The organism is Nocardia asteroides, from assembly GCA_019930625.1.
In the GTDB taxonomy this organism is placed as follows: Bacteria; Actinomycetota; Actinomycetes; order Mycobacteriales; family Mycobacteriaceae; genus Nocardia; species Nocardia sputi.
In genome coordinates this window covers 4667609-4693551 of the sequence record CP082844.1, presented here as the reverse complement: position 1 = coordinate 4693551, position 25943 = coordinate 4667609, and the positions used below count along the sequence as shown (strand labels likewise).

Annotated in this window: 27 protein-coding genes; 6 read left to right on the top strand and 21 right to left on the bottom strand. The window is 67.8% G+C overall.

What is annotated here, in order from left to right:
- Positions 1-357: 357 nt before the first annotated feature.
- From K8O92_21670 to K8O92_21610, 13 genes are all read right to left on the bottom strand, one after another.
- Positions 358-1041 carry a DUF4333 domain-containing protein gene (locus tag K8O92_21670; protein ID UAK30514.1) on the bottom strand — a complete coding sequence of 228 codons (684 nt, stop codon included), beginning with the start codon at positions 1039-1041 and terminating at the stop codon, positions 358-360.
- A 161-nt stretch (positions 1042-1202) separates the two neighbouring features.
- A complete protein-coding gene (locus tag K8O92_21665) occupies positions 1203-3905 on the bottom strand; it encodes an RNA helicase (GenBank protein ID UAK30513.1) in 2703 nt (900 codons plus the stop codon).
- A gap of 3 nt (positions 3906-3908) precedes the next feature.
- Positions 3909-4862 (bottom strand): twin-arginine translocase subunit TatC, encoded by a 954-nt coding sequence (tatC, locus tag K8O92_21660; protein ID UAK30512.1) that lies wholly within the window; start codon positions 4860-4862, stop codon positions 3909-3911.
- Between the two features lie 98 nt (positions 4863-4960).
- On the bottom strand, positions 4961-5221 hold the full coding sequence (tatA, locus tag K8O92_21655) for a Sec-independent protein translocase subunit TatA (protein ID UAK30511.1): 261 nt from the start codon (positions 5219-5221) through the stop codon (positions 4961-4963).
- A 64-nt stretch (positions 5222-5285) separates the two neighbouring features.
- Positions 5286-6335 (bottom strand): 2-dehydropantoate 2-reductase, encoded by a 1050-nt coding sequence (locus K8O92_21650; GenBank protein ID UAK30510.1) that lies wholly within the window; start codon positions 6333-6335, stop codon positions 5286-5288.
- A 22-nt stretch (positions 6336-6357) separates the two neighbouring features.
- A complete protein-coding gene (locus K8O92_21645) occupies positions 6358-7335 on the bottom strand; it encodes a YafY family transcriptional regulator (GenBank protein UAK30509.1) in 978 nt (325 codons plus the stop codon).
- Positions 7332-8327, bottom strand: coding sequence for a YafY family transcriptional regulator (locus tag K8O92_21640; GenBank protein UAK30508.1), 996 nt, complete (start codon positions 8325-8327; stop codon positions 7332-7334). Before K8O92_21640 ends, K8O92_21645 begins: the two co-directional genes overlap by 4 nt.
- Before the next feature lie 90 nt (positions 8328-8417).
- Positions 8418-8714: an MTH1187 family thiamine-binding protein gene (locus K8O92_21635; protein UAK30507.1), complete on the bottom strand. Its 297-nt coding sequence runs from the start codon at positions 8712-8714 to the stop codon at positions 8418-8420.
- A 7-nt stretch (positions 8715-8721) separates the two neighbouring features.
- Entirely contained in the window at positions 8722-10080 is a 1359-nt protein-coding gene (pafA, locus tag K8O92_21630) for a Pup--protein ligase (protein ID UAK30506.1), read from the bottom strand.
- A gap of 220 nt (positions 10081-10300) precedes the next feature.
- Complete coding sequence (prcA, locus tag K8O92_21625) at positions 10301-11095, bottom strand: proteasome subunit alpha (protein UAK30505.1); 795 nt, start codon at positions 11093-11095, stop codon at positions 10301-10303.
- A 2-nt stretch (positions 11096-11097) separates the two neighbouring features.
- On the bottom strand, positions 11098-11952 hold the full coding sequence (gene prcB / locus K8O92_21620; GenBank protein ID UAK30504.1) for a proteasome subunit beta: 855 nt from the start codon (positions 11950-11952) through the stop codon (positions 11098-11100).
- Positions 11949-12143: a ubiquitin-like protein Pup gene (locus K8O92_21615; protein ID UAK30503.1), complete on the bottom strand. Its 195-nt coding sequence runs from the start codon at positions 12141-12143 to the stop codon at positions 11949-11951. The genes prcB and K8O92_21615 overlap by 4 nt, the downstream gene beginning before the upstream one ends.
- 387 nt (positions 12144-12530) lie before the next feature.
- Entirely contained in the window at positions 12531-14030 is a 1500-nt protein-coding gene (locus tag K8O92_21610; GenBank protein ID UAK30502.1) for a proteasome accessory factor PafA2, read from the bottom strand.
- A gap of 122 nt (positions 14031-14152) precedes the next feature.
- Between K8O92_21610 and K8O92_21605 the strand changes: the two genes are divergently transcribed.
- From K8O92_21605 to K8O92_21590, 4 genes are all read left to right on the top strand, one after another.
- Entirely contained in the window at positions 14153-15358 is a 1206-nt protein-coding gene (locus K8O92_21605; protein UAK30501.1) for a DUF418 domain-containing protein, read from the top strand.
- Positions 15359-15498: 140 nt separating this feature from the next.
- Positions 15499-16050, top strand: a complete 552-nt coding sequence (locus tag K8O92_21600; GenBank protein ID UAK30500.1) for an NUDIX domain-containing protein — start codon at positions 15499-15501, stop codon at positions 16048-16050.
- 64 nt (positions 16051-16114) lie between these two features.
- Positions 16115-16402, top strand: coding sequence for a DUF427 domain-containing protein (locus K8O92_21595; GenBank protein UAK30499.1), 288 nt, complete (start codon positions 16115-16117; stop codon positions 16400-16402).
- A 233-nt stretch (positions 16403-16635) separates the two neighbouring features.
- Complete coding sequence (locus K8O92_21590) at positions 16636-17430, top strand: helix-turn-helix domain-containing protein (GenBank protein UAK35863.1); 795 nt, start codon at positions 16636-16638, stop codon at positions 17428-17430.
- A gap of 37 nt (positions 17431-17467) precedes the next feature.
- Here K8O92_21590 and K8O92_21585 read toward each other — a convergent pair whose 3' ends face one another.
- The 5 genes from K8O92_21585 to K8O92_21565 all read right to left on the bottom strand — a co-directional run bounded on the left by K8O92_21585 (position 17468) and on the right by K8O92_21565 (position 21643).
- Positions 17468-18580 (bottom strand): Scr1 family TA system antitoxin-like transcriptional regulator, encoded by a 1113-nt coding sequence (locus tag K8O92_21585; protein UAK30498.1) that lies wholly within the window; start codon positions 18578-18580, stop codon positions 17468-17470.
- A gap of 15 nt (positions 18581-18595) precedes the next feature.
- Positions 18596-18955 (bottom strand): transposase, encoded by a 360-nt coding sequence (locus K8O92_21580; GenBank protein ID UAK30497.1) that lies wholly within the window; start codon positions 18953-18955, stop codon positions 18596-18598.
- A 378-nt stretch (positions 18956-19333) separates the two neighbouring features.
- A complete protein-coding gene (locus K8O92_21575; protein ID UAK30496.1) occupies positions 19334-20125 on the bottom strand; it encodes a GNAT family N-acetyltransferase in 792 nt (263 codons plus the stop codon).
- Positions 20126-20390: 265 nt separating this feature from the next.
- Positions 20391-20696: an integrase core domain-containing protein gene (locus tag K8O92_21570; GenBank protein UAK30495.1), complete on the bottom strand. Its 306-nt coding sequence runs from the start codon at positions 20694-20696 to the stop codon at positions 20391-20393.
- 566 nt (positions 20697-21262) lie between these two features.
- On the bottom strand, positions 21263-21643 hold the full coding sequence (locus K8O92_21565) for a nitroreductase family deazaflavin-dependent oxidoreductase (GenBank protein ID UAK30494.1): 381 nt from the start codon (positions 21641-21643) through the stop codon (positions 21263-21265).
- 53 nt (positions 21644-21696) lie between these two features.
- On the opposite strand from K8O92_21565, the gene K8O92_21560 reads away from it, so the two are divergent.
- Positions 21697-22281 carry an NUDIX domain-containing protein gene (locus K8O92_21560; GenBank protein UAK30493.1) on the top strand — a complete coding sequence of 195 codons (585 nt, stop codon included), beginning with the start codon at positions 21697-21699 and terminating at the stop codon, positions 22279-22281.
- Positions 22282-22297: 16 nt separating this feature from the next.
- On the opposite strand, the gene K8O92_21555 is transcribed toward K8O92_21560, so the two are convergent.
- Both K8O92_21555 and K8O92_21550 read right to left on the bottom strand, forming a co-directional pair.
- Positions 22298-22978, bottom strand: coding sequence for a TIGR00266 family protein (locus K8O92_21555; GenBank protein ID UAK30492.1), 681 nt, complete (start codon positions 22976-22978; stop codon positions 22298-22300).
- Positions 22979-23095: 117 nt separating this feature from the next.
- Positions 23096-23464, bottom strand: coding sequence for an arsenate reductase family protein (locus K8O92_21550; GenBank protein ID UAK30491.1), 369 nt, complete (start codon positions 23462-23464; stop codon positions 23096-23098).
- Positions 23465-23567: 103 nt separating this feature from the next.
- Here K8O92_21550 and K8O92_21545 point away from each other — a divergent pair, with 103 nt between their 5' ends.
- Positions 23568-24071, top strand: a complete 504-nt coding sequence (locus K8O92_21545; protein ID UAK30490.1) for a nitroreductase/quinone reductase family protein — start codon at positions 23568-23570, stop codon at positions 24069-24071.
- Positions 24072-24080: 9 nt separating this feature from the next.
- On the opposite strand, the gene K8O92_21540 is transcribed toward K8O92_21545, so the two are convergent.
- Complete coding sequence (locus K8O92_21540) at positions 24081-25439, bottom strand: aspartate aminotransferase family protein (protein ID UAK30489.1); 1359 nt, start codon at positions 25437-25439, stop codon at positions 24081-24083.
- Between the last annotated feature and the right edge of the window lie 504 nt (positions 25440-25943).

The following is a 25943-nucleotide window of genomic DNA, read 5'->3' as shown; positions in this document are numbered from 1 at the left end:
GCGGTGAATCGGGCATACACCGGCCACCACCCCCGAGTAGCGCGACCATCGCCGCAGGCAACACACCGGCTCGACTCCCGGTTTCGAGCAAAGCGAGGCCGAGCGTTGTCCGTTCGCGGCCCGGCTCGCGCCCGAGGGGCGGCAGCGTAAACGGCGAAGGAGCAGGCGGCGGTCGATCGGCAGCGAGCCGAGCCGGCGAACACCTAGCGCCGCAAGCACTGGCTGGACCAGCACAGCCCGGCTCGCGTCCGAGGAGCCGCCGCGTACGCGACGAAGGAGCAAGCGGTGGCCGCTCGCACGCGAGCCGAGCAGGTCCCGAACACCCAGCGCCGCAAAGCGCTGGGAAATGAACGCGACCTAGCTGGGGCGGCCGACCTCGTAGGTGCCGTCGTCCTTGGTGATCTTGATGTTCACCTTCTTGGCCTCACCGCTGACCTTCACGCTGCATTCGAAGGTGGCGTCGACCTTGACCTCCTGGCCGGACGGGCAGGAGACGTCGCTGATGTCCTGGATGCCGTAGGAGTCCGACAGCACCTTCTTCACGCCGTCCTGCACCGCCGCCTGGTCCAGCTGGTCCTTGGCGGTCAGCACGAGCACGAGCGCGACGATCGCGCCGACCACCGCGACACCGAGCACGGACAGACCGATGATCAGGCCTTTGCCCTTGCCGCCTTGCGGCGGCGGCTGGCCCGGCGCGCCCCACTGCGGCTGCGGCTGCTGCGGTTGCCCCCACTGCGGCTGCTGGCCCTGCTGGCCCCAGTCCTGCTGCGGTTGGCCCCACTGCGGCTGCCCCTGGGCGGGTTGCTGACCCCACTGCGGCTGCTGCGGCTGCTGGCCCCACTGCTGCTGCGGTTGTCCCCACTGCTGCTGCGGTTGCTGCTCACCCCAATGCTGGGTCGGCTGGGCCGAGGCCGGGGTCTGCGGCTGACCGCCCCACTGCTGTGTGGGACCGGCCGCGCCCGGCGCCTGCTGTCCACCCCACTGCTGGGTGGGATCGTTGCGTCCCTCCCCGGGGTCGTTCGGTCCGTACGGGCCGCTCATCTGCTTGCCTCCACTCGCATCGTTGTACACACGGTAGCCCCCCGCGTGGGCCTCGTCGCATGACACGACTACTCCGCCACGGTCGGTACGCGAAAGAAATCAAATCACAATCGAATCCGCCGTGTTGATATTGCCGTCGCCGGGCCCGTCGCCCCGGCCGCTCAGGCGGCGTCCACCGCCACCACACCCCGCCGGATCGCTCGCACCGCCTTGGCCGCGGTGGCGGCGACCTCGGGATCGTCGGCGGTGCCGTGGATTTGATCGAGCAGATCGATCACCTGCCTGCACCAGCGCACGAAATCACCGGCCGACAGCGGAGCACCCTGATCACCGCTGGCGAGCAACGACTCGGCCAACCCGTCCCCGCGCGCCCATTTGTAGACGCCGTCGACGAAACCCAGATCGGGTTCCCGGGTCGGCGGCAGCTTGTGCCGCGCTTCGTCGGACCGCAGCTCCGACCAGACGCCGATGGTCGCGCCCACGGCCCGCCGGATCGGCGCCGTGGGTCCGCTCGCGCCGAGATATCCACCCTCCTGACGGGATTCGTACACCAGGGTCGACACCACGCCGGCCAGCTCGGCCGGGCCGAGGCCGCGCCACAGCCCCTTGCGCAGGCATTCGGCTACCAGCAGGTCGCTCTCGGCGTAGATGCGGGCCAACCGGCGCCCGTCCGGCGTCACCTCGCTCTCGTGCACGAATCCGCGTTCCTCCAGCAGGCCGAGAATCCGATCGAAGGTGCGAGCCAGCGAGTTGGTGGTCGCGGCAACCTTCTGGCGCATCGCTTCCGTCTCGCGCAGCAACCGGTTGTAGCGTTCGCCCACCCGGGACAGTTGCTCGCGATCGGGCCGGGAGTGCGCCGGATGCGCGCGCAGGCTGCGGCGCAGCGTGGCGAGTTCCCGGTCGTCGGCGGCGGCGGAGTTCCTGCCGCGCCGGGGCCTACCCGGCACCGAGATCCCGGTGCTGCGCAGTGCGGAGGCCAGATCGCGGCGTGTGCGCGCGGTGCGATGATCCACCCGGCGCGGCAGCCGCATGTGTCCGAGCGCCTCGGCCGGCACGGGGAAATCGGCCACCGACACCCGCCCGGCCCACTTGTCCTCGGTGAGTACCAGCGGGCGCGGATCGCCGGGCGTCGCGTCCGGCTCCAAGATCACCGCGAGCCCGGCGCGGCGGCCGGACGGTATGGCCACCACGTCGCCGCGGCGAAGAGCGCCGAGGGCGTCCACCGCGGCGCCCCGCCGGTCGGCGCGGCTCTGCTGGGCCAGCTGCCGCTCCCGCTGCTTGATCCGCTCGCGCAGCGACAGGTATTCCAGGAATCCGCCTTCGGTGCCGCCGAGCTGCGAGCGCAGCTTGCGCAGCGCGGCCTCGTTGCGCTCGATGCCGCGGACCAGCCCGACCACCGACCGGTCCGCCTGGAACTGGGCGAAGGATCGCTCCAGCAGGGCACGCGATTCGTCGGCGCCCATCCGGTCGATGAGGTTGATCGACATGTTGTAGCCGGGCCGGAACGAGCTGCGCAGTGGATAGGTGCGCGTCGAGGCGAGACCCGCGACCGCGCTGGTGTCCACCTCGGGCTGCCACAGCACCACCGCGTGGCCTTCGACGTCGATGCCACGCCGCCCGGCCCGCCCGGTCAGCTGGGTGTACTCCCCCGGCGTGAGTTCCGCGTGCGACTCCCCGTTGAACTTGACCAGCCGTTCCAGCACCACGGTGCGCGCGGGCATGTTGATGCCGAGGGCCAACGTCTCCGTGGCGAAGACCGCCCGCACCAGGCCGTTGACGAACAGTTCCTCGACGGTGTGCCGGAAGGCGGGCAGCATCCCCGCGTGATGCGCGGCCAGGCCGCGGTGCAGCGCCTCGCGCCACTCCCAGTAACCGAGCACCTCCAGATCCGTCTTGGGCAGATCGCCGGTGTGCTTGTCGATGATGGCGTCGACCTGGTCGCGCTCCTCCGGACGGCTCAGGTCCAGCCGCGACCGCAGGCACTGCGCGAGCGCGCCGTCGCACCCCGCCCGGCTGAAGATGAACGTGATCGCGGGCAGCAGGCCTTCGTCGTCCAGTTTGGCGAGCACCTCGGGTCGCGGAAGCGGACGGAAGTCCCGGCGCGGTCCGCCGCGGCCGTTGCGCGGGGCGCCCCAGCTGTTCATCCGGTCGGCGGCCTCCCGATGACGGATGAACCGCACCAGGTCTTCGTCGACGAGCACCTTCTGTTCGGTGGATTTGGTGTCGAACAGGTCGAACATCCGCCGCCCCACCATGACGTGCTGCCACAGCGGCACCGGCCTGGTCTCGTCAACCACCACCGCGGTATCGCCGCGCACGGTCTCCATCCAGGCGCCGAACTCCTCGGCGTTGCTGACCGTGGCCGACAGGCTGACCAGCCGCACATCCGGCGGCAGATGCAGGATGACCTCCTCCCACACGGCCCCGCGGAACCGGTCGGCGAGGTAGTGCACCTCGTCCATCACGACGTAGGACAGACCGCGCAGCGAGTCGGAGGACGCGTAGAGCATGTTGCGCAGCACCTCCGTGGTCATCACGACCACGGGCGCGTCCGGGTTGATCGACTGGTCGCCGGTCAGCAGTCCGACGCTCTCGCGGCCGTGCCGCTCGGTGAGATCGGCGAATTTCTGGTTCGACAGCGCCTTGATGGGCGTGGTGTAGAAGCATTTCCCACCCGCGGCCAGCGCCAAGTACACGGCGAATTCGCCGACGACCGTCTTACCCGCCCCCGTCGGGGCGCAGACCAGGACACTGTGGCCTTCTTCGAGCGCCGCACACGCAGCACTCTGAAACGGATCCAGCCGGAACTTCAGCTCGGCGGAAAATGCGGCCAACTCGCCCGTCTGCGACCGTGCATCTGTCACTTGTCAGAGGGTATCGGAGTAGTCTGACACCGGTCGTGTGGATTTCTCCGCGGGAGTGGTGATCGACTCGGCAGGGTCGATCGGCTCCGGCCCGCTCAGCTCGGAAGCCTCTTCGTCGGACAACGCGTCCAAACGCTCCCGTTCCTTGCGCGCCTTGCGCATATCGTTGATCCGGGAGAACTGGATCGCCACCTCGAACAGCACCGTCAACGCGAACGCCAGCGCCAGCATCGAGAACGGGTCCTGCGGCGTCACGATCGCCGCGAACACGAACAACCCGAACGTGATTCCGCGCCGCCACGCCTTGAGCCGCGCATAGGTCAGCACCCCGACCAGGTTCAATCCGATGATCAGCAACGGCGTCTCGAAACTGACCCCGAAGATGACCAGCAACTGGATGATGAAACTGAAGTACTCCGACCCGCTCAACGCGGTGATCTGCACGTTGTCGCCGATGGTCAACAAGAAACTCAACGCGTGCGCGATCACCACGTACGCCAGCACCGCACCCGCGGCGAACAACACCGTGCCCGAGGACACGAATCCGATCGCGTACTTGCGTTCCTTGGCATACAGCCCCGGGGTGATGAACGCCCACAGCTGATACAGCCAGATCGGCGCGGCCAACACCACACCCGCGGTCATACCGACCTTCAACCGCAACGTGAACTGCTCGAACGGCGCGGTGGCCAGCAGACGGCACTCACCATCGGGGCTCAATGTGGCGCGCGCGGACGCGGGCAGCGAACAGTACGGCCCCCGCAGGATCTCGCCCAGGCTGTCGATCCCCAGGAACCCGTGCGCGTACCACAGGAATCCCAGCACCGTCGTCGCGATCACCGCCGCGATCGACACCAGCAACCGGTAACGCAACTCCTGCAGATGCTCGACCAACGACATCGTGCCGTCGGGATTGGTCCTGCGCTTGCTGCGCCGCGGATCGAACGGGATTCGCATTGTTGGTGATCGCCCCTGGGTCGACGTGCCTCGCTCAGCTCGGCACCAGCACTAGGTCCGGAGTGAGTCGTTCCTCACTCCGGCGCGAGCGGATCCGCTCAGACCGACTTCTGCTCGGTGCGGGGCTCGGTGGCCGACGGGGCCGGCTGCTGCGCGGCGGGCAACTGCGGCGCGGGCTGCTGAGCCGAGGAGCCGTTGCTGGGCGCGTTGCTCTCGTTCTGCATCTGACTGACCTCGCTCTTGAAGATGCGCAACGACCGGCCCAGGCTGCGGGCCGCGTCGGGCATCCGCTTCGCGCCGAAGAACATCACGAAAACCACCGCAATGATCAGCCAGTGCCAGATGCTCAGACTGCCCATGATCTACCTCCCAAGACTGTGATGTCTCGATGCTACCGGACCGTGACGTGCGCGAACGCCGCCGTCACTGCTCGTTCGCCCGGCGTTCGGGCAGCGCGCCCGCCGCGGCGGCCCGCAACTGGCCGAGCAGCTCACCCCCGGTCCACGCGCGCCGATCGCCCTGCTCGGCGGCGACGATCAGTTCGATCAGCCGCTGATTCACCGGTGTCGGCATCCCGACCATCGCGCCCAGTCCGACGATTTCCCCGCACAGCCAGGAGATTTCGGTCGTGCGGCCCCGCTCGAGGTCGTCGGCCATGGACGAACGCGCCATCGGATCGATGGCCAGCACCTGCCCGGCCACCCACTGGAACAGGCCATCGGGAACGGTCAGCAGCGTGGCCATCACCCGCGGCGGCAGCGCGGTCAGCCGGGCCGGGCGAATTCGCGCCTTGTTCATCACCGCGAGCGCTTCGCGCTGGGTCAGCGCGAGGCAGCGCCGATAGTCCCGGTCGGCGAGCTCCTCCCGCAGCGGGCGCCCCGACAGCGCGTTGATCGGGTTGTTGAGGTTGAGCAGCAGCTTCGCCCACTGCACCGGTCGCAGGTCGGCATACCGGCGCAAGCCGAGCCCCGCCCGCTCGAACATCTCCAGGAACGGCGCCAGCGCCGGATCGTCCTGCGCCGCGAGACCGCCCTCGGTGCCGCGGTGGAAACGGCCCCCGGGATGGTGCACGACGTTGAACATCACCATCCCCGCCAGCACCACGCAGTGCGGCAGGATCTCCCGGATCACCGAGTCGTTGCCGATGCCGTTCTGCAGGCTCAGCACCACGGTGCCCGGCCGGATCTTGCCCGCCAGGTCGCGCACCGCCTCCGCGGTGGCGGCCGATTTCACCGTGACCAGAACCAGATCGGCCGATCCGACGTCATCGGGATCGGTGGCGAGGTGGAACCGGCCCGCCGGCAACGCGTCGTCGCCGCCGTCGAGATCGGTGAGCCGGAGCCCGGACGCGCTGAGTTCGTCCAGCACGCGTCTGCGGCCGACCAGGGTGACATCCGCGCCCGCCACACCGAGCTTGCCGCCGACGAAGTTGCCGATACTGCCCGCACCCAGAACGAGCACGCGATTGTTCATGCCGGCAGCGCCTCTTCGTCCCTCATCGGGCCTCCAGATATCCGGCTTCCTCGTAGGCGGCCAGCGCGGCGTTCGAGCGCTCGCGCACCGCCGCGACCAGCTCCGGCGGGCCGAGGACGGTGACGCCTGCCCCGAAACCGAGCAGCAGGCGGGCCATCCAGTCCAGCGTGGCGAACCGCATGGTCGCCTCCAAGCTGCCGTCCGGGTGCACCGCCAGCCGATGCATGGGGTACTGATCGAGAACCCAAGCGTAGTCGGCGTGAATACGCAGATGCGCTTGCGGGACCGCCGGATCGTCCTGGAACAGGTCCAGGCCCGCCGTCGCCTCGGTGGCATGCTTGGGCGGCCGAGCGGGCTCGTCCAGCTCGGTCGCGGCCTCGATCCGGTCGAAGCGGAACAGGCGCACGCCCTCGGCCTGCCTGCACCAGGCTTGCAAATAGCTGTTGTCGTCCACGAGGACGATGCGGATCGGGTCGACGAGGCGTTCGGACACCACGTCACGGCTGGCGGAGTAGTACACCAGCCGCAGTGCCCGGCCGAGTGCCAGCGCCGACCGCACGGCGGCCACCGCGGGCGCCTCCGGCGGCGGCGTTCGCGTTTGCCCCTCCTCGGCGGGAGCCGCGCCGCCGGAGATCGCCGATTCGATCTTCGCGATGGCCGCGTTGGCCGCGGTCGGGTCGACCATGCCGGGCATGTCCACGATCGAGCGCAGCGCGACCAGCAGCGCGGTCGCTTCGGTGGAGGTCAGCCGCAACGGCCGGTCGATGCCCGCGGAGAAGGTGACCTCGATGCTCTCCTCGGAGAACGACAGATCGATCAGGTCGCCGGGGCCGTATCCGGGCAGCCCGCACATCCACAGCTGATTCAGGTCGCTCATCAGCTGCTTGGTGGTCACGCCCAGGTCGGCGGCCGCCTCGGCGGCGCTGATGCCGGGATGCGCGATGAAGTACGGGATCATGTTGAGCAGCCGGGAAAGGCGTACCGAGAGCCGCGAGCTCATGCCCGCACCTCCGTGCGGTCGAACACCGAACGCAACCGCGCGATGACATCGGCACGGAGGGACTCGGGGGCCAGCACCACGGCGTCCGGCCCCAGACCCGTGATGAGCCGGGCCAGCCAGTCGCGGGATCGCACCGGAAGCTCGACCACGGCGCCCGCGCGGCCGCATACGGTGCGCTCGCCGATCACCTGGCCGATTCTGCGAAGCTCACGTCCTCGGCCCTCGGCCACCCATACCGTGGCCGAACCGCTGACCGGCGCGGTGCTGGTGACCTGGTCCACGATGGCGCGCAGATCCACGCCCTCGGGCTTGCGGACCACGTTGCGCGCGCCGTACGCCGTCACATCGTCGCCGATGCGGGACAGCCGGAAGCTGCGCACCGCGTCCCGGTCCCGGTCGTGCCCGACCAGATACCAGCGGCCGCGATGGGTCACGACACCCCACGGCTCGACGTCGCGCATCAGATAGGGGGCGTTGATGGCGCCGCGGTGCTCGAACCGCACCGCCTGTCCGGCATCGATGGCGGCCAGAAGCTTGCCGAGCACCGGTTCCGAGCCGCGGGTACGGGCCGGAACGGCGGGCACCGAGGCCACGGCGACATCGGTCTCCACATGAACGCCTGCCGCGCGAAGTTTGAGCAGCGCGCCCTCCGCGGCGGCGGCCAGCTCGGGCGATTCCCACATCTGCACGGCCACCGCGACGGCGGCGGCCTCCTGGTCGGTCAGGTCGATGTCGGGTAGCTCGTAGGCGTCGCGGTTGATCCGGTAGCCCTCGATCGTCGAGTACCGGCTCACCGGACCTACCTCCAGCGGAATGCCCAGATCGCGCAGTTCGTTCTTGTCCCGCTCGAACATCCGGCTGAACGCCTCGTCGCTGGCGGAGTCCTCGTATCCGGCGACACTGTCCCGGATCCGCTCCGCGGTCAGGAACTGCCGGGTCGACAGCAGCGCGATGACCAGATTCATCAGCCGCTCGACCTTGGATATCGCCACCCGATAGAGGGTAATCTGCGTCGCCCCCGCCTCGCGCGGCGGCGCGCGTTTCGGTGGTGTTTTGCCGGCGCCTGCGCCTGGCGCAGGGCGTCATCCCTCGGACAGGTAACGCTCGACCTTCTCCACCTTGGTGGTCATCGCGTCGGTCACGCCGGGCCGGATGTCGGCCTTCAACACGAGGCTGCACCGTGGTGCGGCGGCGAGGACGGCATCGGTCGCCTGTTTCACCACGGCCATCACCTCGTCCCATTCGCCCTCGACGGTGGTGAACATGGCATCGGTGCGATTGGGCAGTCCGCTGGCACGCACCACACGGACCGCTTCGGCGACGGCGCGCCCGACGTCGACGCCGGTCCCGAGCGGCGTCACGGAGAAGGCGATGATCATGCCCGCCTCACATGGATGCGATCAGGCGATCCACGCGCTCGTCGACCGAGCGGAACGGGTCCTTGCACAGCACCGTGCGCTGCGCCTGATCGTTCAGCTTCAGATGCACCCAGTCGACGGTGAAGTCGCGACCGGCCTCCTGAGCGGCGGTGATGAAGTCGCCACGCAACTTGGCCCTGGTGGTCTGCGGCGGGGTGTCCACCGCGGCGTCCACGGCTTCGTCCTCGGTGACGCGCTTGGCCAGGCCCTTGCGCTGCAGCAGATCGAACACGCCGCGTCCGCGCTTGATGTCGTGATAGGCCAGATCCAGCTGAGCGATCTTGGGATCGGACAGCTCCATGCCGTAACGGTCCTGGTAGCGCTGGAACAGCTTGCGCTTGATCACCCAGTCGATCTCGGTGTCGACCTTCGCGAAGTCCTGGGCCTCGACCGCGTCGAGGGTGCGGCCCCACAGGTCGACGACCTGGTCGATCTGGGGATCGCGATCCCGATTGCGCAGATGCTCCACCGCGCGCGCGTAGTACTCGCGCTGGATGTCCAGGGCGCTGGCCTGCCGTCCACCGGCAAGCCGCACCGGACGACGGCCGGTCAGGTCGTGGCTGACCTCGCGAATCGCACGGATCGGGTTGTCCAGGGCGAAGTCGCGGAACGAGACGCCCGCCTCGATCATCTCCAGCACCAGGGCGGCCGTGCCGACCTTCAGCATGGTGGTGGTCTCGGACATGTTGGAGTCGCCGACGATCACATGCAGGCGGCGGTACTTCTCCGCGTCGGCGTGCGGCTCGTCGCGGGTGTTGATGATCGGCCGCGAGCGGGTGGTGGCCGAGGAGACGCCCTCCCAGATGTGCTCGGCGCGCTGCGACAGGCAGAACGTGGCTGCCTTCGGCGTCTGCAACACCTTGCCAGCACCGCAGATCAGCTGGCGGGTGACCAGGAACGGCAGCAGCACGTCCGAGATCCGGGAGAACTCCCCCGCGCGGACCACCAGGAAGTTCTCGTGGCAGCCGTAGGAGTTGCCCGCGGAATCGGTGTTGTTCTTGAACAGGTAGATGTCGCCGCCGATGCCTTCTTCGGCCAGACGCTGCTCGGCGTCGATCAGCAACTCTTCGAGGACCCGCTCGCCCGCACGGTCGTGGGTCACCAGTTGCGCCAGGTTGTCGCACTCCGCGGTCGCGTACTCCGGATGGGACCCGACATCGAGGTAGAGCCGAGCACCGTTGCGGAGGAACACGTTCGAGCTACGGCCCCAGGACACCACCCGGCGGAACAGATACCGGGCCACCTCGTCGGGGGACAGTCGACGGTGACCGTGGAAGGTGCATGTCACACCGAACTCGGTCTCGATCCCCATAATTCGTCGCTGCACACCATCGACATTACAGCCATGTCAGCGACTTGCGGGGTGCACCGAAGAACCCGGATGCATACGTCTTCACAACGATTTGGCCCGCTTTGTCGGAATTTGCCCGGGTGAAACGCCGCTTCGACCGAAGGATGCACAGTTGGCCACCGGCCGGGAGCACGCCGACGCGGCCCGCGAACGAGGGGCCGTTCGCGGGCCGTCCAGCTTCTTCGGCCCTCGCCGATCACTCCCCGGGGGGAGTGTCCTTCGCCGAGGGCTCGGCGTCCGTCGAGCCGGATGCGCTCTCTTCCGACCCGTCGGCCCCTGCCGTCTTCGCCGGGCTCAGCAGGCGCTCCAGCGCGGTATTGGCCACCCGCCGGAACGCCCGGCGCGGACGAGCCTGCTCCAAGGTCGCGACCTCGAGCGAGCTCACACCGAGCGCCCGCTTCTCCGCGCCTTCCGGCACGCCCGCCTGCAGCGCGCGCACCGCGACGCCGATCGCGGCGGCCAAGTCGAGACCCGGCTGGTAGGAGGACTTCAACGCGGTGAGGATCGGCTCGGTCGTGCCGCCCATCACCACGAACTCCCGCTCGTCCACGATCGACCCGTCGAAGGTGATCCGGTACAGCACCGACTGCGCGGCCTGCTCCGGATAGCCCACCTCCGCCACACAGATCTCGACCTCGTACGGCTTGAGCTGATCGGTGAAGATCGCGCCGAGAGCCTGCGCGTAGGCGTTGGCCAGCGCACGGCCGGTGACATCGCGGCGGTCGTATTGATACCCGCGGATGTCGGCCTGCAGGATGCCGCTCCTGCGCAGGTTCTCGAACTCGTTGTACTTGCCGACCGCCGCGAACCCGATCCGGTCGTAGAGCTCACTCACCTTGTGCAGCGTCGCGGAGGGATTCTCCGCCACGAAAAGCACACCCTTGTCGTAGGTCAACACGACGACGCTGCGCCCACGACCGATGCCCTTGCGGGCGAGTTCGGTCTTGTCGCGCATGATCTGCTCGGCCGACGCGTAGTACGGCAACGTCATGATCAGGCGTTCCCTTCTTCGGCGGCCTCACGGTCGGCGACGATCCCGCGAGTGATGTCCGAAAGCCGCGAATCGGTCACCTCGGCCGCACCCTCCTCATCGATCACGATCGCCGTCGGGAAGATGCCGCGCACCAGATCCGGGCCGCCCGTCGCGGTGTCGTCGTCGGCCGCGTCGTACAGCGACTCGACGGCGATGCGCAGCGCGCGATCCTGATCGATTCCCTTGGCGTACAACTTCTTCAGCGCGGACTTCGCGAACACCGAGCCGGAACCGACCGCGGCGTATCCGAAACGTTCCTCGCTGCGTCCGCCCACCACATCGAACGACACGATGCGACCCGCTTTGTCCGGGTCGGTGGCGTCCAGGTCGTAGCCGACCAGCATCGGCACCACCGCCAGACCCTGCAGGGCCGCTGGCAGATTCTCGCGCACCATCTTCGACAGCTTGTTGGCCTTGCCGTCGAAGGTCAGCGACACGCCTTCGAGCTTCTCGTAGTGCTCCAGCTCCACCGCGAAGATCCGCACCATCTCCACCGCCATGCCCGCGGTGCCCGCGATGCCGGCGGCGGAATAGCTGTCGGTGATGTAGACCTTCTCGATATCCCGGCTGGCCAGCAGGTTGCCCTGGGTGGCGCGCCGGTCGCCCGCGATCAGCACACCGCCGCGATAACTGACCGCGACGATGGTGGTGCCGTGCGGAGCGATCTCCTTCGCGGAAGTGCCGCCGGGAATTCCGGCGGCACCTTGCCCGAACCTGTTGGCAGGCAACAAGTCCGGAGCATGCATACGGAGATAGTCGGAGAAGGAAGAGAGGGCGTACCCCAGGTGGAGACGCGAGGGGTCACCGACTGTCACTGGCCACCTTTCTGCACGTACGCGCGGACGAAGTCCTCGGCGTTTTCCTCCAGCACGTCATCGATCTCGTCGAGCAGGTCGTCGGTTTCCTCCGCCAGCTTCTCGCGGCGCTCCTGACCCGCGGCGTCCACACCGTCGGGGCCCTCGTCCTCGTCGCCACCCCCGGCGCGCTTGGTCTGCTCTTGTGCCATGGCAGCCGACCTCCTCTGTCCTCACCATGATCGGAACCCATCCTGAGCACGGTCCCGATCATGAGCATTGTCCGTGCTCGTCCCTCAACACTACCTACCAGCACCGACAGTGTGCTTATTTTGCTGTCTCCTCGGCCGCGCGGGCGCGGCGTGTTCGCGGCCCCCCGATGGCTCGCGTCCGAGCGACCGCCACTTGCTCCTTCGTCGCCTACGCGGCGGCCACTCGGACGCGAGCCGGGCCGCGAACCGACGCATGCTCGGTCTCGCTCCGCTCGAAACCTGCGGCTGAGCTGGTGTGGGCGCGTAGGTCGGGACGCCATGGCGGTGGCTCGGGCACGAGTCGCGAACAAGCCTGGAACGGGCAGCGACGCGGGCGCGCTGCGCGAACTACGTCGTGAGCTGCTCCACCAGGTCGGCGGCGGTGTCCACGCCGTCGAGCAGCTTGCCGACGTGTGCCTTGGTGCCGCGGCGGGGTTCCAGGGTGGGGATGCGGACCAGGGAGTCGCCGCCCAGGTCGAAGATCACCGAGTCCCAGCTCGCCGCGGCGATGTCGGCGCCGAAGCGGCGCAGGCATTCACCGCGGAAGTAGGCCCGAGTGTCGGTGGGCGGGTTGGTCATGGCGTCGAGGACTTGTTGCTCGTTGACCAGCCGCTTCATCGAGCCGCGGGCGACAAGACGGTTGTAGAGACCCTTGTCCAAGCGCACATCGGAGTACTGCAGATCCATCAGGTGCAGCTTGGGAGCCGCCCAGCCGAGCCCCTCGCGGCTGCGCATGCCCTCGAGCAGGCGCAGTTTCGCGGGCCAGTCGAGCAGGTGCGCGCATTCCATCGGATCTCGTTCGAGCAGGTCGAGCACCATGGCCCAGTTCTCGATGATGTCCTGCACGCGTTTGTCGTCGTTGCCGGTGCGGTCGACGAACTTCATCACCCGGTCCAGGTACACCCGCTGCAACGCCAGGCCGGTGAGCTCGCGGCCGTCGGCGAGCGCGACGGTCGCCCGCAGCGTCGGGTCGTGGCTGATCGTGTGCACCGCGGTGACCGGGCGGGCCAGTTGCAGATCCGACAGGTCCTCGCCCGCTTCGATCAGATCGAGGACCAGGGCGGTGGTGCCGACCTTCAGGTAGGTCGACATCTCGGCCAGGTTGGCGTCCCCGATGATGACGTGCAGCCTGCGGTATTTGTCGGCGTCGGCGTGCGGCTCGTCGCGGGTGTTGATGATGCCCCGCTTGAGCGTGGTCTCCAGGCCGACCTCGACCTCGATGTAGTCCGAGCGCTGGGACAGCTGGAAGCCCGCCTGGTCGCCGGACTGGCCGATGCCGACCCGCCCGGAGCCGCACACCACCTGGCGGGACACGAAGAACGGAGTGAGCCCGAGGATGATCTGGTTGAACGGGGTGTCCCGGCTCATCAGGTAGTTCTCGTGGGTGCCGTAGGAGGCGCCCTTGCCGTCGACGTTGTTCTTGTACAGCTGCAGCCGCGGGGCCCCCGGCACGCTCGAGGCGTGCCGTGCGGCGGCCTCCATCACCCGCTCGCCCGCCTTGTCCCAGATCACCGCGTCCAGCGGGTCGGTGACCTCCGGCGCGGAGTATTCCGGGTGAGCGTGGTCGACGTAGAGCCGGGCGCCGTTGGTGAGGATCATGTTGGCCGCGCCGACCTCGTCGGCGTCGATCACCGGCGCGGGCCCGTTCATCCGGCTCAGGTCGAAGCCGCGCGCGTCGCGCAGCGGCGACTCCACCTCGTAGTCCCAGCGGGTGCGCTTCGCGCGCGGCACGCCCTCGGCCGCGGCGTAGGCCAGGACCGCCTGGGTCGAGGTGAGGATCGGGTTGGCCGACGGCTCGGTCGGGGTCGAGATGCCGTATTCGACCTCTATTCCGATGATGCGCTGCATGGCATCGAGCCTAGGCGACGCACCCTGCCGAATCCGTCGCGACCGGCGGAGTCGAATGTCATACCGCAGGTGGTACTTCCGGAGGACCCGTTCCGGCCCAGGTCGGCGCGATAGTCGGGGACATGTCCGAATCGATTGCCGACCCCCGCGCGCAGACCATCGAGCAGCCCCATGCGGCGCCGCCACACGCATCCGCCCGGCTCGTCGCGTTGGACGTGCTACGCGGGATCGCGATCCTCGGCACCCTCGGCACCAACGTCTGGATCATGACCAACCCGGAGGGGCTGGTCGGCTATCTGCACGACCTGGGTGGCCGCGACGGCGAGTGGATGTGGACCGAGCGGGTGCTCCAGCAGGTGGCGCAGGGCAAGTTCCTCGGACTGCTCACCATCATGTTCGGCATCGGCCTGGCCATCCAGCAACGCTCCGCGGCCAAGGCCGGGCGCCGCTGGCCGGGCAAGTATCCCTGGCGGGCGGGACTGCTGCTGCTGGACGGTCTGCTGAATTTCGTGTTCGTCGCCGAGTTCGACGTGCTGATGGGTTACGCGGTGACCGGCCTGGTCGTCGCGTTCGTGCTGGCCACCGGTGAGCGGGCGCAGCGGCGCTGGCTGGTCGGCGCGGCGGCGGTGCACGTGGCGCTGTTGACGCTGATCGCGCTCGCCATGGCGTTCGCGCCGCGACAGGATTCCGCGAAGCGCCCGGCGCTGGACCCCAACCCCTACGCGGAGGGCTCGTTCTGGGATCTCGCGATGTTCCGGCTCGGCAACGCCGGGCTGTTCCGGGTCGAGGCGGTCTTCGTCTTCGCCATGTCGGTCGCCCTGTTCCTGGTCGGTTCGCGGCTGTTGCGCGCGGGAGTGTTCGCCCCGGCGGGCGCGCCGCTCCGGAAGCGGCTCATGATCGTCGGCTTCGGCATCGCCGCGCCGATCGACCTGTCGGCGGGCATCCTGGGCGGCGGTGACGTCATTCTGTTCACCCGCTACGGCAGTGCGCCGTTCGTCGCTCTCGGGATTCTGGCAGCCGTCGCGGAGTGGTACGTGCGGCGTCCGCACGCCGGGTTCGCCGGGCGACGCCTCACCGAGATCGGCCGCACCGCGCTCAGCTGCTACATCCTGCAGAACCTGGTGGCCTCGGCTCTGTGCTACGGCTGGGGCTTCGGACTCGCCGCGCGCGGCGCACCCGATGACCGTGTTCCGTTCACCGTCGGGATCTACCTGCTGGTTGCGCTGATCGTCGCCGGTGGGGCGCACCTGTGGTCACGCCGGTTCGAGCGGGGACCGGTGGAGTGGTTGTGGCACGTCAGCTACCAGAGACTGGCCCGGGAACGCTGACGACCGCCGTGGGGCCTACCCTCCGCTTCCTTCCCGCTATGCCGAAGCAGGTTGCGCCGCAGAACACTTCGCGACCGAAGTGCGACACCGCCCGCAGCGAAACGGCGGACACCGCCGTCGGCGGCCGCTACCGTCGTGCCGTGACACTCGCCGACCGCTACCCCTTGCTGCACACACCGGCCCACTGGGCGTGGGGCGACCTGGACGTGCGGTTCTCCACCACGCTCCCGTCCGACGAACTGGTGACGAATATCCACGTCGTCTGCTTCATCGGCGAGGAGATCGTGCTCTGCCGCGACGAGCGCGACATCTGGCTGATCCCGGGCGGCACGAGGGAACGCGGCGAGTCCGTCGACGCGTGCGTGCGCCGCGAACTGCGCGAAGAGGCGGGAGCGCGCCCGGTCGGACCGATCCGATGGTTCGGCGCCCACCACGCCAGGAGCAACCGGCCCGCGCCGCACCGCGAGTGGCAGCCCCATCCGCACAAGGCGTGGCTCTGGTGCACCGCGGACGTGGTCATCGATTCCGCGCCGACCAATCCCGACGATGCCGAGCAGATTCTCGAGGTGCGTACTTTTCCCGTCGACGAGGCGATGCGACGCGCCGGATCCGACGGCGAGCACCTGAGCGAACTCGTGGCTCTCGCCGTCGAACTCCACCGGCGGGCGTTGCGTCCCGATCGTCCCGTGTGACCTCGTAGCCGCAGGGAACACGCGCGGCCGCCGCCTACACCCGATAGTGCGGCAGAATCGATGTATGGCAACGGCAACCTGGCACGGCCGCGTCCTCGCGACCAGCGACGACACCATCATCATCGAGGGCAATCACTACTTCCCGCCCGACTCGATCCGGCCGGAGTATTTCCAGCCCTCCGAGACCCACACCTATTGCCCATGGAAGGGCACCGCCAGCTACTACACCGTGGTGGTCGACGGCGACACGAATCCCGACGCCGCCTGGTACTACCCCGAGCCGAAGACCAAGGCGGCGCAGATCAAGGACCACGTCGCGTTCTGGCGCGGCGTCGACGTGACCGACGACTGACCGGCAGCCCTTCAGGGACGAGGAATCCAGAGCGGTGCTGGTGATCGATAGCGGAATCCGGCTGGCGGCGCTGCCGTGCGGCGACCGCCGATAGGTGCGCCACCCGGGCAGCCGCGTGCTCGCCGGATTCTCGGCGGCCAGCGGTAATCGGAAAATCACGAATGCCGCGTGCGCGAAACAGATACGCTCATCCCAGGTTTCAGCGCGAGTGTCTCAGCCGGGAGCATCCCATGATGAAGGCTCTGGTCACCAACGGCTTCTCGATGCCGCCTGGGGGCGCGGCGGACGACCCGTCGCAGGCAGGTGTCGCGCTGCTCCGCCCCGGAGTCCTGGCCTTCGCCGGATCGATCGGCCCGACGGAGTTGCACGCGCACCACGCCGTGCAGATCATCGCCGCGAGCACCCCGATCGTGCTGGTGGACGGCAGCGGCGTCCGCAGGCAGGGCACCCACGTCATCGTGCCGACCGACGCGCCGCACCGGATCGACGTGGGCTCCGCGCACGGCACGGCCGTCTACCTCGACCCCGAGACCGCCGCCGGTGCCGCGGCCGACCGCAGGGCCCACCTCAACGGCTGGGCCGACAGCGCGGACACCCTCGGCATCACCGCCGGTAGCGGGAGCCTGACCGCACAGGTCACCGCGGTCGTCGACGAGCTGCTGCCGCAGGACGGCGCATCCGGAGCAGGCGAGCGGCACGCGGTGGTCACGGCAGCCCTGCAACTGCTGCCCGTGCTGGTACGCACGGGCTCGGTGCGCGGCTCGGACGTCGCACGGCAATTGGGCATTCCGGCGGCCCGGTTGTCGCACCTGTTCACCGAACAGATGGGAATTCCGTTGCGCCGCTACATCCTCTGGCTGCGGCTCTATATCGCGCGAACCCGCGCGCTGGCCGGAGACGATCTCACGGCCGCCGCGCGGGCGGCGGGATTCTCCGACGGCGCGGACCTCACTCGCACCTGCCGCCGGACTTTCGGCCTGCCCCCTTCGGCGCTGAGCCACATCGGCGATCCCGTTCCGGACGCATAACCGTTCCCGGGCGAGCACGGCCCGACATTCGGCACGCCTACTTGCCTACCGTTTTCTCGGTCACGTGAGAGAACGATCCAGCCCGCGCGTAGTCAGGAACCTGAAACAGTCCGGGCACCATATCGGGGCGATAGACACTGATACGAGAGGCCGCCGCCTCCATCTGGATGTACGCGTTGAACGTCGGATTCACCTGATCGGGAAACTCGTCCAACCACGACGGCGTCCTCCCCTGCGCAGCCAACGATTTCAACACCGGCAGCATGTCCACCCGCTGATACAGCCTGCACAGCCGCCGCAGGTCCTCATCGCGCACGATCACGTTCGGCGCACCGGTCTCCAACCGATGCAGCGTTCCCGCCCCGCACCCGATCGCTCGCGACGCCACCTCGATGGACAGCCCCGCCTCCTGCCGCATCCCGCGCAGGAGACCATCAGCGCTATCCGGAGCCTCTACACGAGCAGGCGGCTCTTCCAAATACTCAAGATCACCTTGGCCGCCAGCGTAACCGTCGGCGTCATCGACGCCTTCGACCAGGTGCCCGACCTCAGCGCGACCATCACCGCTCTCGCCGGCATCATCGCCATGAAAGCCGTCATCGACGATGATTCCCCCTCGGCACCGTCGGAGACCGACGACGACGCAGTGGAGAAGCGGATTGCTAAAGCAATCGCCGACCACGCCAACGGCCGAGCGGAACAGGGCGACGGCAGTCACTACGTGTCCGGAGTCCCACCCGAGAAACTCGCCGATTACGTCGAAAGCGTCATCAGCGGCACGCGGCCTGCGGTCGTAGCGGATGTTGAGCCGGTGGTAGCCGGTGAGCCAGGAGATGGTGCGTTCGATGACCCAGCGGTGGCGGCCGAGGCGCTGGGAGGATTCGATGCCTTTGCGCGCGATGCGGACGGCGATACCCCGATCACGCACCCATTGCCGCAGCTCGGCGGTGTCGTACGCCTTGTCGGCATGCAGTTCGGCCGGTTTGCGCCGACGCGGACCGCGCCGCGACCGAACCGCGGGGACCGCCTTGACCAGCGGCCGCAATGCCTCGGCATCGTTGGTGTTGGCCGCCGAAACCGCCACCGACAGTGGTATTCCCGCCCGATCGGACAGTAGGTGGATTTTCGAGCCGGACTTTGCCGCGGTCAACCGGGCTCGGGCCGGTCAGAGATCCCCCCTTTTCGCCCGGACGCTTGCTGCGTCGATCACCGCACGCGACCAGTCGATCAAGCCCTCGCTGCCGAGCTCATCGAGTATCGCGCGATGTAGCCGCCGCCAGAGACCGGCCTCGGTCCACACCGTGAACCGGCGGTGCGCCGTTGGAACGGTGACCCCGAATGACGGCGGCAGCATCCGCCACGCACACCCGCTGGTCAGCACGAATACCACTGCCGTGAACACCGCCCGCTCGTCGGTCGGAGCAGTACCCCCACCCTGCGGTCGTGACTCGAACTTCGGCAGCAACGGCTCCACCATCGCCCAAAGCTCGTCCGGAACGAGACGCTTCGACAACTTGTCCGACACGGCCGAACATCATGCACCACAACCGATCACAGTCCATCTCGACCCACCGATAACCAGTCACAGCGACATGAGACACGGTCTTAGTCGAGGTTATTCAGCGGAGTGACATCTCGGAATTGCCAAAGCTCTGCATCCGATTGCTGCGTGTCGCCGGATCGTATTGTCGAAGTCGATCCAACTGCCGATTGCGGCAACGACTTCGGTTCTCGCGGCGACCAGGTGCTCGTGTGGCTCGGTGAACCACCGTCACCGATCAGGAAACCACTCGCCGGTCTGCTGCTCGAACTGATCGGCAACCGCCAGTCCATGAATACCGTCAACCGGACAGCTGCTGGCTGTTCCGGGCCCGCGAGCAGGACTGCCCATCCACCTCTTGGCTCAAGGCCGTGGACCATTTGAGTCGTAAGCACTCCATCTCGACTCGCCTAACAAGCGATGCATTTCGACCCGGAGGCCACGCGGACCTTCCTCCTCACGACCCGTCCACCCGAAGCCGTTCCTGCGATAGACGCTTTCGGCGGGCAGGTTTTCTTCCCGTACCCAGAGAGCCACACGACGGTAGCCGTTGTTCCAGGCCCAATCCACGACCGATTCAACCAAGCGGTCCGCGACGCTGCTACCACGGGCCTCCGGTACTACGAACATAGACTTCACCATGACGGTATCCGGCCGGTCGTGTTTCGCCGCCGCAACCATACCGATCGGTTTGCCATCCTGTAGGGCGACGAACTCGGCATGGTATCCCTGCACGGCTCGGCGCCACTCGTCGTCGGTAAACTCAAGCGCTTCATCGAGCGTTGTCTTGTACTCCTCAGGCGCTGAGGCGAATGCTTTCAGAGCGATCTCTCGATCCAGCTGCCAGTCGTCCGAGGTCAGTTGTTGTATATTTGTGTGAGTAAGAGATCGGGAAATGGGCCGTCCGTCCGAGTCCAAGTACAGTCCGTCCGCATTCCGTCGACCGGATGTCATCCACAAGTCGAAGGAGCGTTCCAGTATTGGGGCGTTCGACAGGTCGCTGTCGGTGTATGTCTGGCTCACGGTTTCGAGGGCTTGCGCGCCAATGTGCTCGCCGCGGGTGGTGTCGGCGAGGTGTCTCGCCACCCGTGTCGCCTGGAAGTCCAGCTTTTCGGTCGCGAGCAGGAGAGCTTGCACTATCTTTGTCCCCAGCACCCCCGCTCTCCTACCTTTCATGCGCTCCGCAGTGGCTGATGTGCAGTGATCAGTATTATCACTACCGCTGCCCCAAGGTGGAAGCGTCCTGCAGGGTGGGTGTGGCCGGTCCCGATAAGGCGACCACCCGGCATCGGAGTCCGGGGTTGATTCGATCCAGTTCCAGTTGATGCCGCAGTCCACGGGGTGATGGGTGTGGTTGCAGCGGGCAGCGTACTCGGCCGGAAGGTAGCCCAGCGCCGAATGGCGATGCCGCCGATTGTGTTCATCCTCGAAGTCGCCGATGAGAACCCGGGCCCCGAGCAGCTCGTCCAGTGGTTGCGGTTGAGGACTCGCTGCGTAGCCGCCGGTTGAACGATTCGATATGCCCGTTGTTCCACGGCGTACCGGGCGGCAAGTATACGATATCCACCCGATCGGCGCAGAACCGTTGCAGCGCAGAGGAAATCTTTTCGGCACCGTAGCGGAGCGGCTGCGGGCTCGGTCGCCGCCTTTTGGGTGGCAGGCTGGCGTTGGTCGTCGGATCCGAGTGCGAGGGGATGGGGCGTGAGCGCCGGTCAGAGTTCGGCACAGCGCGATCCACCGTGTGGACCGAGGCAGGTCTCTGGCGGCGGTTACACCGCGCGGTGCTCGATGAGTTGGGTAGCCAGGGCTTGATCGACTGGTCGCGAGCGGTGATCGACGCGGCGTCGGTGCGAGCGAAAAAGGGGCGATCTTACCGGCCCGAGCCCGGTCGATAGAGGCAAGTCCGGTTCGAAGATTCATGTGCTGTCCGACCGCGTAAGACTGCCCCTGGCCGTGGGTATTTCGGCAGCCAATACCAATGACGCCGAAGCGCTGCGCCCGCTCGTGCGGGCGATCCCGGCTGGCGACGCAAACCCATCCACACGGCCCGCACATCCCACCCCGTAGCAGCTCGAGTGGCAGGGGTCTCGGTGCTATAGGGCGCCGATTCGGTAGAACATCCTGGCGACGTCAGCGGTGATGCGAAGGAAGTGTGAGCAAGTGCTGAAGAAGGTCACGAGGAAGCCGAGCATGTGCGTCTACTTTTCCCGCGGGCTCGAACATTGAGATTCGCTTCCACCAAGCAGAGCGGCTCGGGGAGGTGTGCGCAGTAATCGCAGGCCGACGGCGCGTTCAGTCCGCCGGACGGGCCTCGACGTAGTACTCCGCCGAAATCGTCTTCAATATCTGCCGGACACCCACCGGCGCCCACGCCGCGGACGGGTCGTGCCGGACGACCGGATCGGTCAGCTCGACGGCGCGTCCTCGGGTCTCCAGCGTAAAACCGCCCGCCGCTCGAATGTTCTTGACCCAGTCGACGTTCCGGCCGTACGTCAGGGCGATCCGGTAGGCGTCGTACTGTGCGAAGACCATCACCGGGGTGCGGTAGGACCGCCCCGACTTCCTGCCCTTGTGCAGCACGATGCCGAAGCCGGGCGCCCGTCCCGCGACCAGCCCCGCGGTCGGGTTGGTGACATGCCGGTTGAATCTCGCCAGTGCGTGCGGAAGCACCATGGGCGGCGATCCTCTCTCCCTGTGGCGTGCGGTGTGCACGTTACTCTCGACCGATGTCCGCTCCGCCGCCTCCCGGGACGCCCTACTCCGCAGATCCGAGCGTCGAACCGATCGCGCTCTACGATCGGGCGGGCGACCCGGTCGGCGTCGCCGAGCGGGCCACGGTCTACCGCGAAGGATTGTGGCACGCCAGCGCCGGTGTGCTCCTGCGATCCGGTGACGGCGAGCGCGTCTACGTGCACCGCCGCACCGAAACCAAGCTGGTCTTCGCGGGCATGCACGACTGTCTGGCCGGCGGTGTGGTAGCACCGGGAGAAGCGCCGCGGGAGACCGCCCTGCGCGAATTGACCGAGGAATTGGGCATCACGCCCGACCCCGCCGACCTCTCCGCGGAACCGGTGGCCACGCTCTCCTGGGACGGCGAATGGGAGGGCCGACCGATGCGCTGCCATCTGTTCGCGTACGAACTGCGCTATGACGGGCCCGTCCGCCACCAACCCGACGAGATCGCCGACGGATGGTGGTGGACCGACGGACAGTTGCGGGCACACCTGGCCGACCCGGACTGGCCGTTCGTCCCCGATACCCGCCTGCTGATCACCGACCTGCTGACCCCGGACCGGGACACGGAAGTATGACGGGACGACACCGCGCTCAGCTGGACGAGGCCGACGACCCGGCCCACGCGGCGAACGCACCGGGATTGCGGGTCTGCAGCAACACCCGGCCGGGGCCGGTGAAGTCGAAGACGAAGCCCTCGCCGGACTTCAACGACTGGATCGAGCGGCCCGAAACCGCTCGCCGCATAGTGAAATTCATCGCCAGGTCGTAGGCGACCACATGGCCGGTGTCGATCGTGATCGGCTCGCCCGGCTGCAGGTCGATCACATCGACCGCGCCGAACACACCGACCACGATCTCGCCCTCGCCGTGCGCGCGCAGGCCGAACCCGCCCTCGCCGCCGAACAGATTGGCGAAACCTCCCCATTTGCTTTCCACCTGCACGCCATGCGAATTGGCGATCCAGCCCCCGCGGCTGATGAAGAACGGCCGGTCCGGGGTGATCTGCAGGTTGAGCATGTCGCCGGGGAGCGCGGGCGCCACATCGACCCATCCGCCCTGCGCCGGCGCGGTGAAGGTCGAGACGAAGAACGATTCCCCGGCCAGCACCGACCGCTTCAGCCCGGCCAGGATGCCGCCCTCGGCCTTGGCCTGCAACGTGACTCCCGCCGAGTGGGCCACCATGGCGCCGCTCTCGACGCGCATCGGCTCGCCGCCTGCCAGGAAGCACCGAGCGACGGCGGAGGCAGGACTGTGGCGCAGTTGTACCTTCATGTGCGCCGACCCTACCTTCATGTCCCGCGCCGCAGGACCGGATGGATCACCGAGCACGCCGTGTGCCGGAACCGTCGCCCGCGGGCCGTCGGACGGCCCGCCCGGCGAGCACTGTCGTCAGAGCAGGTCGCGCAGCGTGGCGTCGTCGCGGGCCAGCACCGCCCGGCCGTCAGCGGTCAGCACGATGGGGCGCTGGATCAGCTTCGGATGCCCGACCAGCGCTTCGATCCAGCGTTCCCGGTCCGCGGCGGTCCGCGTCCAGCTCGCCATGCCGAGATCCTCGGCGATCTGCTCGCCGGTGCGGGTGATGTCCCATGGTTCGGCGCCCAGCCGCCGCAGCACCTCGCGCAACTCGGCGGCGGTCGGCGGCTGGTCCAGATACTTCCGCACGGTGTAGTCGACACCGGCCTCGTCCAGGAACGCCGTGGCATTGCGGCTTTTGGTGCACCGCGGGTTGTGCCAGATCTCGGTCTGCCGGGAAGTCATGCACGCAGGATACCGAGGGCGCACACCGCCACCGTCCGGCGGCGGGCCAGCGGATCTCGGACGTCGTGCAGCGAAGCGCGGCCCGCGCTTCGATACTGGGAGCATGAGTGAGCACGCGTCGTCCGAAAACCCCTATGGCACACCGACCACGTCCGGTCCCGAGCCCATTCCGTCGTATCAGTCCGTGGTGAATCGGGTCGTACGGACGCTGCTGCGCGTCCCGGGCCTCTCCGGCATCGTCGGCAAACGATTGATGGTCCTGCACGTCGTCGGACGCAAGTCGGGCACGGTCTACGACGTGCCGGTGGCCTACACCCGGCACGGCGACACCTTGCTGATCGGTACCGCCCTGCGGCCGTGGGTGAAGAACCTCCGGGCGGGCGAGCCCGTGCGGGCTTCGTTCGGCGGCAAGCCGCGCACGTTCGATCCGGTTGTCCACACCTCCGAGGCCGACGTGCTGCGGCTCTACGAAGTCATCGCGCGGGACAACAAGCAGAACGCGCAATACAACGGTATCGGCTTCACCGCCGACGGTGAGCCCTCGAAGGCCGACATCTATCAGACCTGGCAGCAGGGCGGCGTCGTGGTGGAACTGACGCCGCACTGAGCGGTCGGGTCAGCTCGCCTCGACGTAGCCGTCGGCCACCTCGAGTACTTCGTCGACGATTTCCAGCCCGGTCCGCAGTTCGTCGGCCGTCGTGGTCAGCGGCGGCGCGATCTGGAAACGATTGCCCGCGTTGAACGGCCACAACCCGCGCTCTTTCGCCGCCGCGGTGACCGCGGCCATCGGTGCGGCGTCCGCGCCCGCCGCGGCGAAGGGGACCAGCGGCTGCCTGGTGCGCGGGTTGCGAACCAGCTCCAGCGCCCAGAAGAAGCCGAGTCCACGGACCTCGCCGACGCTCGGATGGCGACCGGCGAGTTCGTGCAATCCCTTTCCGAGTACGTCGGCGCCTACCGTCCGCACGTGATCCAGGATTTCCTCGCGCTCGAACACCGCGATCGAGGCCACGCCCGCCGCGCAGGCCAGAGGGTGCCCGGCGTAGGTGAGGCCGCCCGGATACGCCACGTGGTCGTAGCGCTGCGCGATGCGTTCCGCCATGAGTACGCCACCGAGCGGGACATAGCCGGAGTTCACCCCCTTGGCGAAGGTGATGATGTCCGGCTCGACGCCGAACGCCTGCACCGCGAACCATTCGCCTACGCGGCCGAATCCGACCATCACCTCGTCGGCGATGTAGACGATGCCGAATTCGTCGCACAACGCCCGTACACCCGCGAGGTAACCGGGCGGCGGCACGAGCACACCGTTGGTGCCGACGACCGTTTCCAGGATCAGCCCCGCAATGTGCTGGGGGCCTTCCAGCTCGATGACCTGCCGCAGGTGCGCCAGCGCCGCGGCGGTCTCCTCCTCGGGACCGGCCGTGCCCCACGGTGAGCGGTACGGGTAGGGCCCGAAGAAGCGCACCACGTCGACGTTTGTCGGCTCCGCGCCCCAGCGGCGCGGTTCCCCCGTCAGGCCGATCGCGACACCCGTGCCGCCATGGTAGGAGCGATACGCGGCAAGCATTTTCGTGCGTCCGGTATAGCTTCGCGCCAGGCGCACCGCGTGCTCGACGGCCTCCGCGCCGCCCGTGGTGAACAGGATTCGGTTCAAGTCCCCCGGCGCCCGCTCGACGATCAACCGTGCCAGCTCGCTGCGCACGTCGTTGCCGACCGTCGGCGAGATGGTCGCCAGCCGCTGCGCCTGGGCGACGATCGCGGCGACGATGTCCGGATGCTGGTGCCCGATGTTCACGTTGACCAGCTGGGAGGAGAAGTCGAGATAGCGCTTGCCGTTCTCATCCCAGAAGTACGAGCCGAACGCCCCGGTGATCGGGGCCGGATTCAACTCGGCCTGTGCGCTCCACGGATAGAAGACGTGATCTGACCCGCTCATAGGCGCATTCCCCCTTCGAACCTGGATAGAACAGCACATTGGCACCCTAGCCCTATCGGGGCGCCTGCGCGGCTGAAGGCGCGGCATATGACGGAACTATCCCGCCTGTGATTTCTCACAGGTCAGGAAGCCTCGGCGACGCCGGCACGGACTTGGGATCACTTGTCGACCCGGAGTGTGAACCAGCGGGCGGTCTCCGCAGTCTCGTCCGGCAGCGGAACCAACAGTGGTTTCGCGACTGCAAAATGTTCTCCGATGGTGCGCGACCGCGCACCGATCCTGCGCTGTTCGTCACCGAGGTAGCGATGCGGCGGCCTCCAGCCGCTCGGACTCCCGATCAACTCGTTGAAGGTTTAAATCGTTCCACGCTCTTGATACATGCCGCTGACGAACGGTACGCTATTTGAAGGTACAACGAAACGCTCTGCGGCCTTGGTTTTCGAAATACCCCGATCAAGGGATCCGCTTCAGGACTGCGGGTATGGATTATTGCATCGCAACCGTGCCACTGGGTGCGGTCCCCAGCGGACTACGCATGGATGA

Excerpts from the sequence above, each read along its gene's own strand:
- K8O92_21670 (UAK30514.1), bottom strand. The coding sequence starts at position 1,041 with ATGAGCGGCCCGTACGGACCGAACGACCCCGGGGAGGGACGCAACGAT.
- tatC (UAK30512.1), bottom strand. The coding sequence starts at position 4,862 with ATGCGAATCCCGTTCGATCCGCGGCGCAGCAAGCGCAGGACCAATCCC.
- tatA (UAK30511.1), bottom strand. The coding sequence starts at position 5,221 with ATGGGCAGTCTGAGCATCTGGCACTGGCTGATCATTGCGGTGGTTTTC.
- K8O92_21650 (UAK30510.1), bottom strand. The coding sequence starts at position 6,335 with ATGAACAATCGCGTGCTCGTTCTGGGTGCGGGCAGTATCGGCAACTTC.
- K8O92_21645 (UAK30509.1), bottom strand. The coding sequence starts at position 7,335 with ATGAGCTCGCGGCTCTCGGTACGCCTTTCCCGGCTGCTCAACATGATC.
- K8O92_21635 (UAK30507.1), bottom strand. The coding sequence starts at position 8,714 with ATGATCATCGCCTTCTCCGTGACGCCGCTCGGGACCGGCGTCGACGTC.
- prcA (UAK30505.1), bottom strand. The coding sequence starts at position 11,095 with ATGACGTTGCCGTACTACGCGTCGGCCGAGCAGATCATGCGCGACAAG.
- K8O92_21615 (UAK30503.1), bottom strand. The coding sequence starts at position 12,143 with ATGGCACAAGAGCAGACCAAGCGCGCCGGGGGTGGCGACGAGGACGAG.
- K8O92_21610 (UAK30502.1), bottom strand. The coding sequence starts at position 14,030 with ATGCAGCGCATCATCGGAATAGAGGTCGAATACGGCATCTCGACCCCG.
- K8O92_21605 (UAK30501.1), top strand. The coding sequence starts at position 14,153 with ATGTCCGAATCGATTGCCGACCCCCGCGCGCAGACCATCGAGCAGCCC.
- K8O92_21595 (UAK30499.1), top strand. The coding sequence starts at position 16,115 with ATGGCAACGGCAACCTGGCACGGCCGCGTCCTCGCGACCAGCGACGAC.
- K8O92_21590 (UAK35863.1), top strand. The coding sequence starts at position 16,636 with ATGAAGGCTCTGGTCACCAACGGCTTCTCGATGCCGCCTGGGGGCGCG.
- K8O92_21565 (UAK30494.1), bottom strand. The coding sequence starts at position 21,643 with ATGGTGCTTCCGCACGCACTGGCGAGATTCAACCGGCATGTCACCAAC.
- K8O92_21560 (UAK30493.1), top strand. The coding sequence starts at position 21,697 with ATGTCCGCTCCGCCGCCTCCCGGGACGCCCTACTCCGCAGATCCGAGC.
- K8O92_21555 (UAK30492.1), bottom strand. The coding sequence starts at position 22,978 with ATGAAGGTACAACTGCGCCACAGTCCTGCCTCCGCCGTCGCTCGGTGC.
- K8O92_21550 (UAK30491.1), bottom strand. The coding sequence starts at position 23,464 with ATGACTTCCCGGCAGACCGAGATCTGGCACAACCCGCGGTGCACCAAA.
- K8O92_21545 (UAK30490.1), top strand. The coding sequence starts at position 23,568 with ATGAGTGAGCACGCGTCGTCCGAAAACCCCTATGGCACACCGACCACG.
- K8O92_21540 (UAK30489.1), bottom strand. The coding sequence starts at position 25,439 with ATGTGCTGTTCTATCCAGGTTCGAAGGGGGAATGCGCCTATGAGCGGG.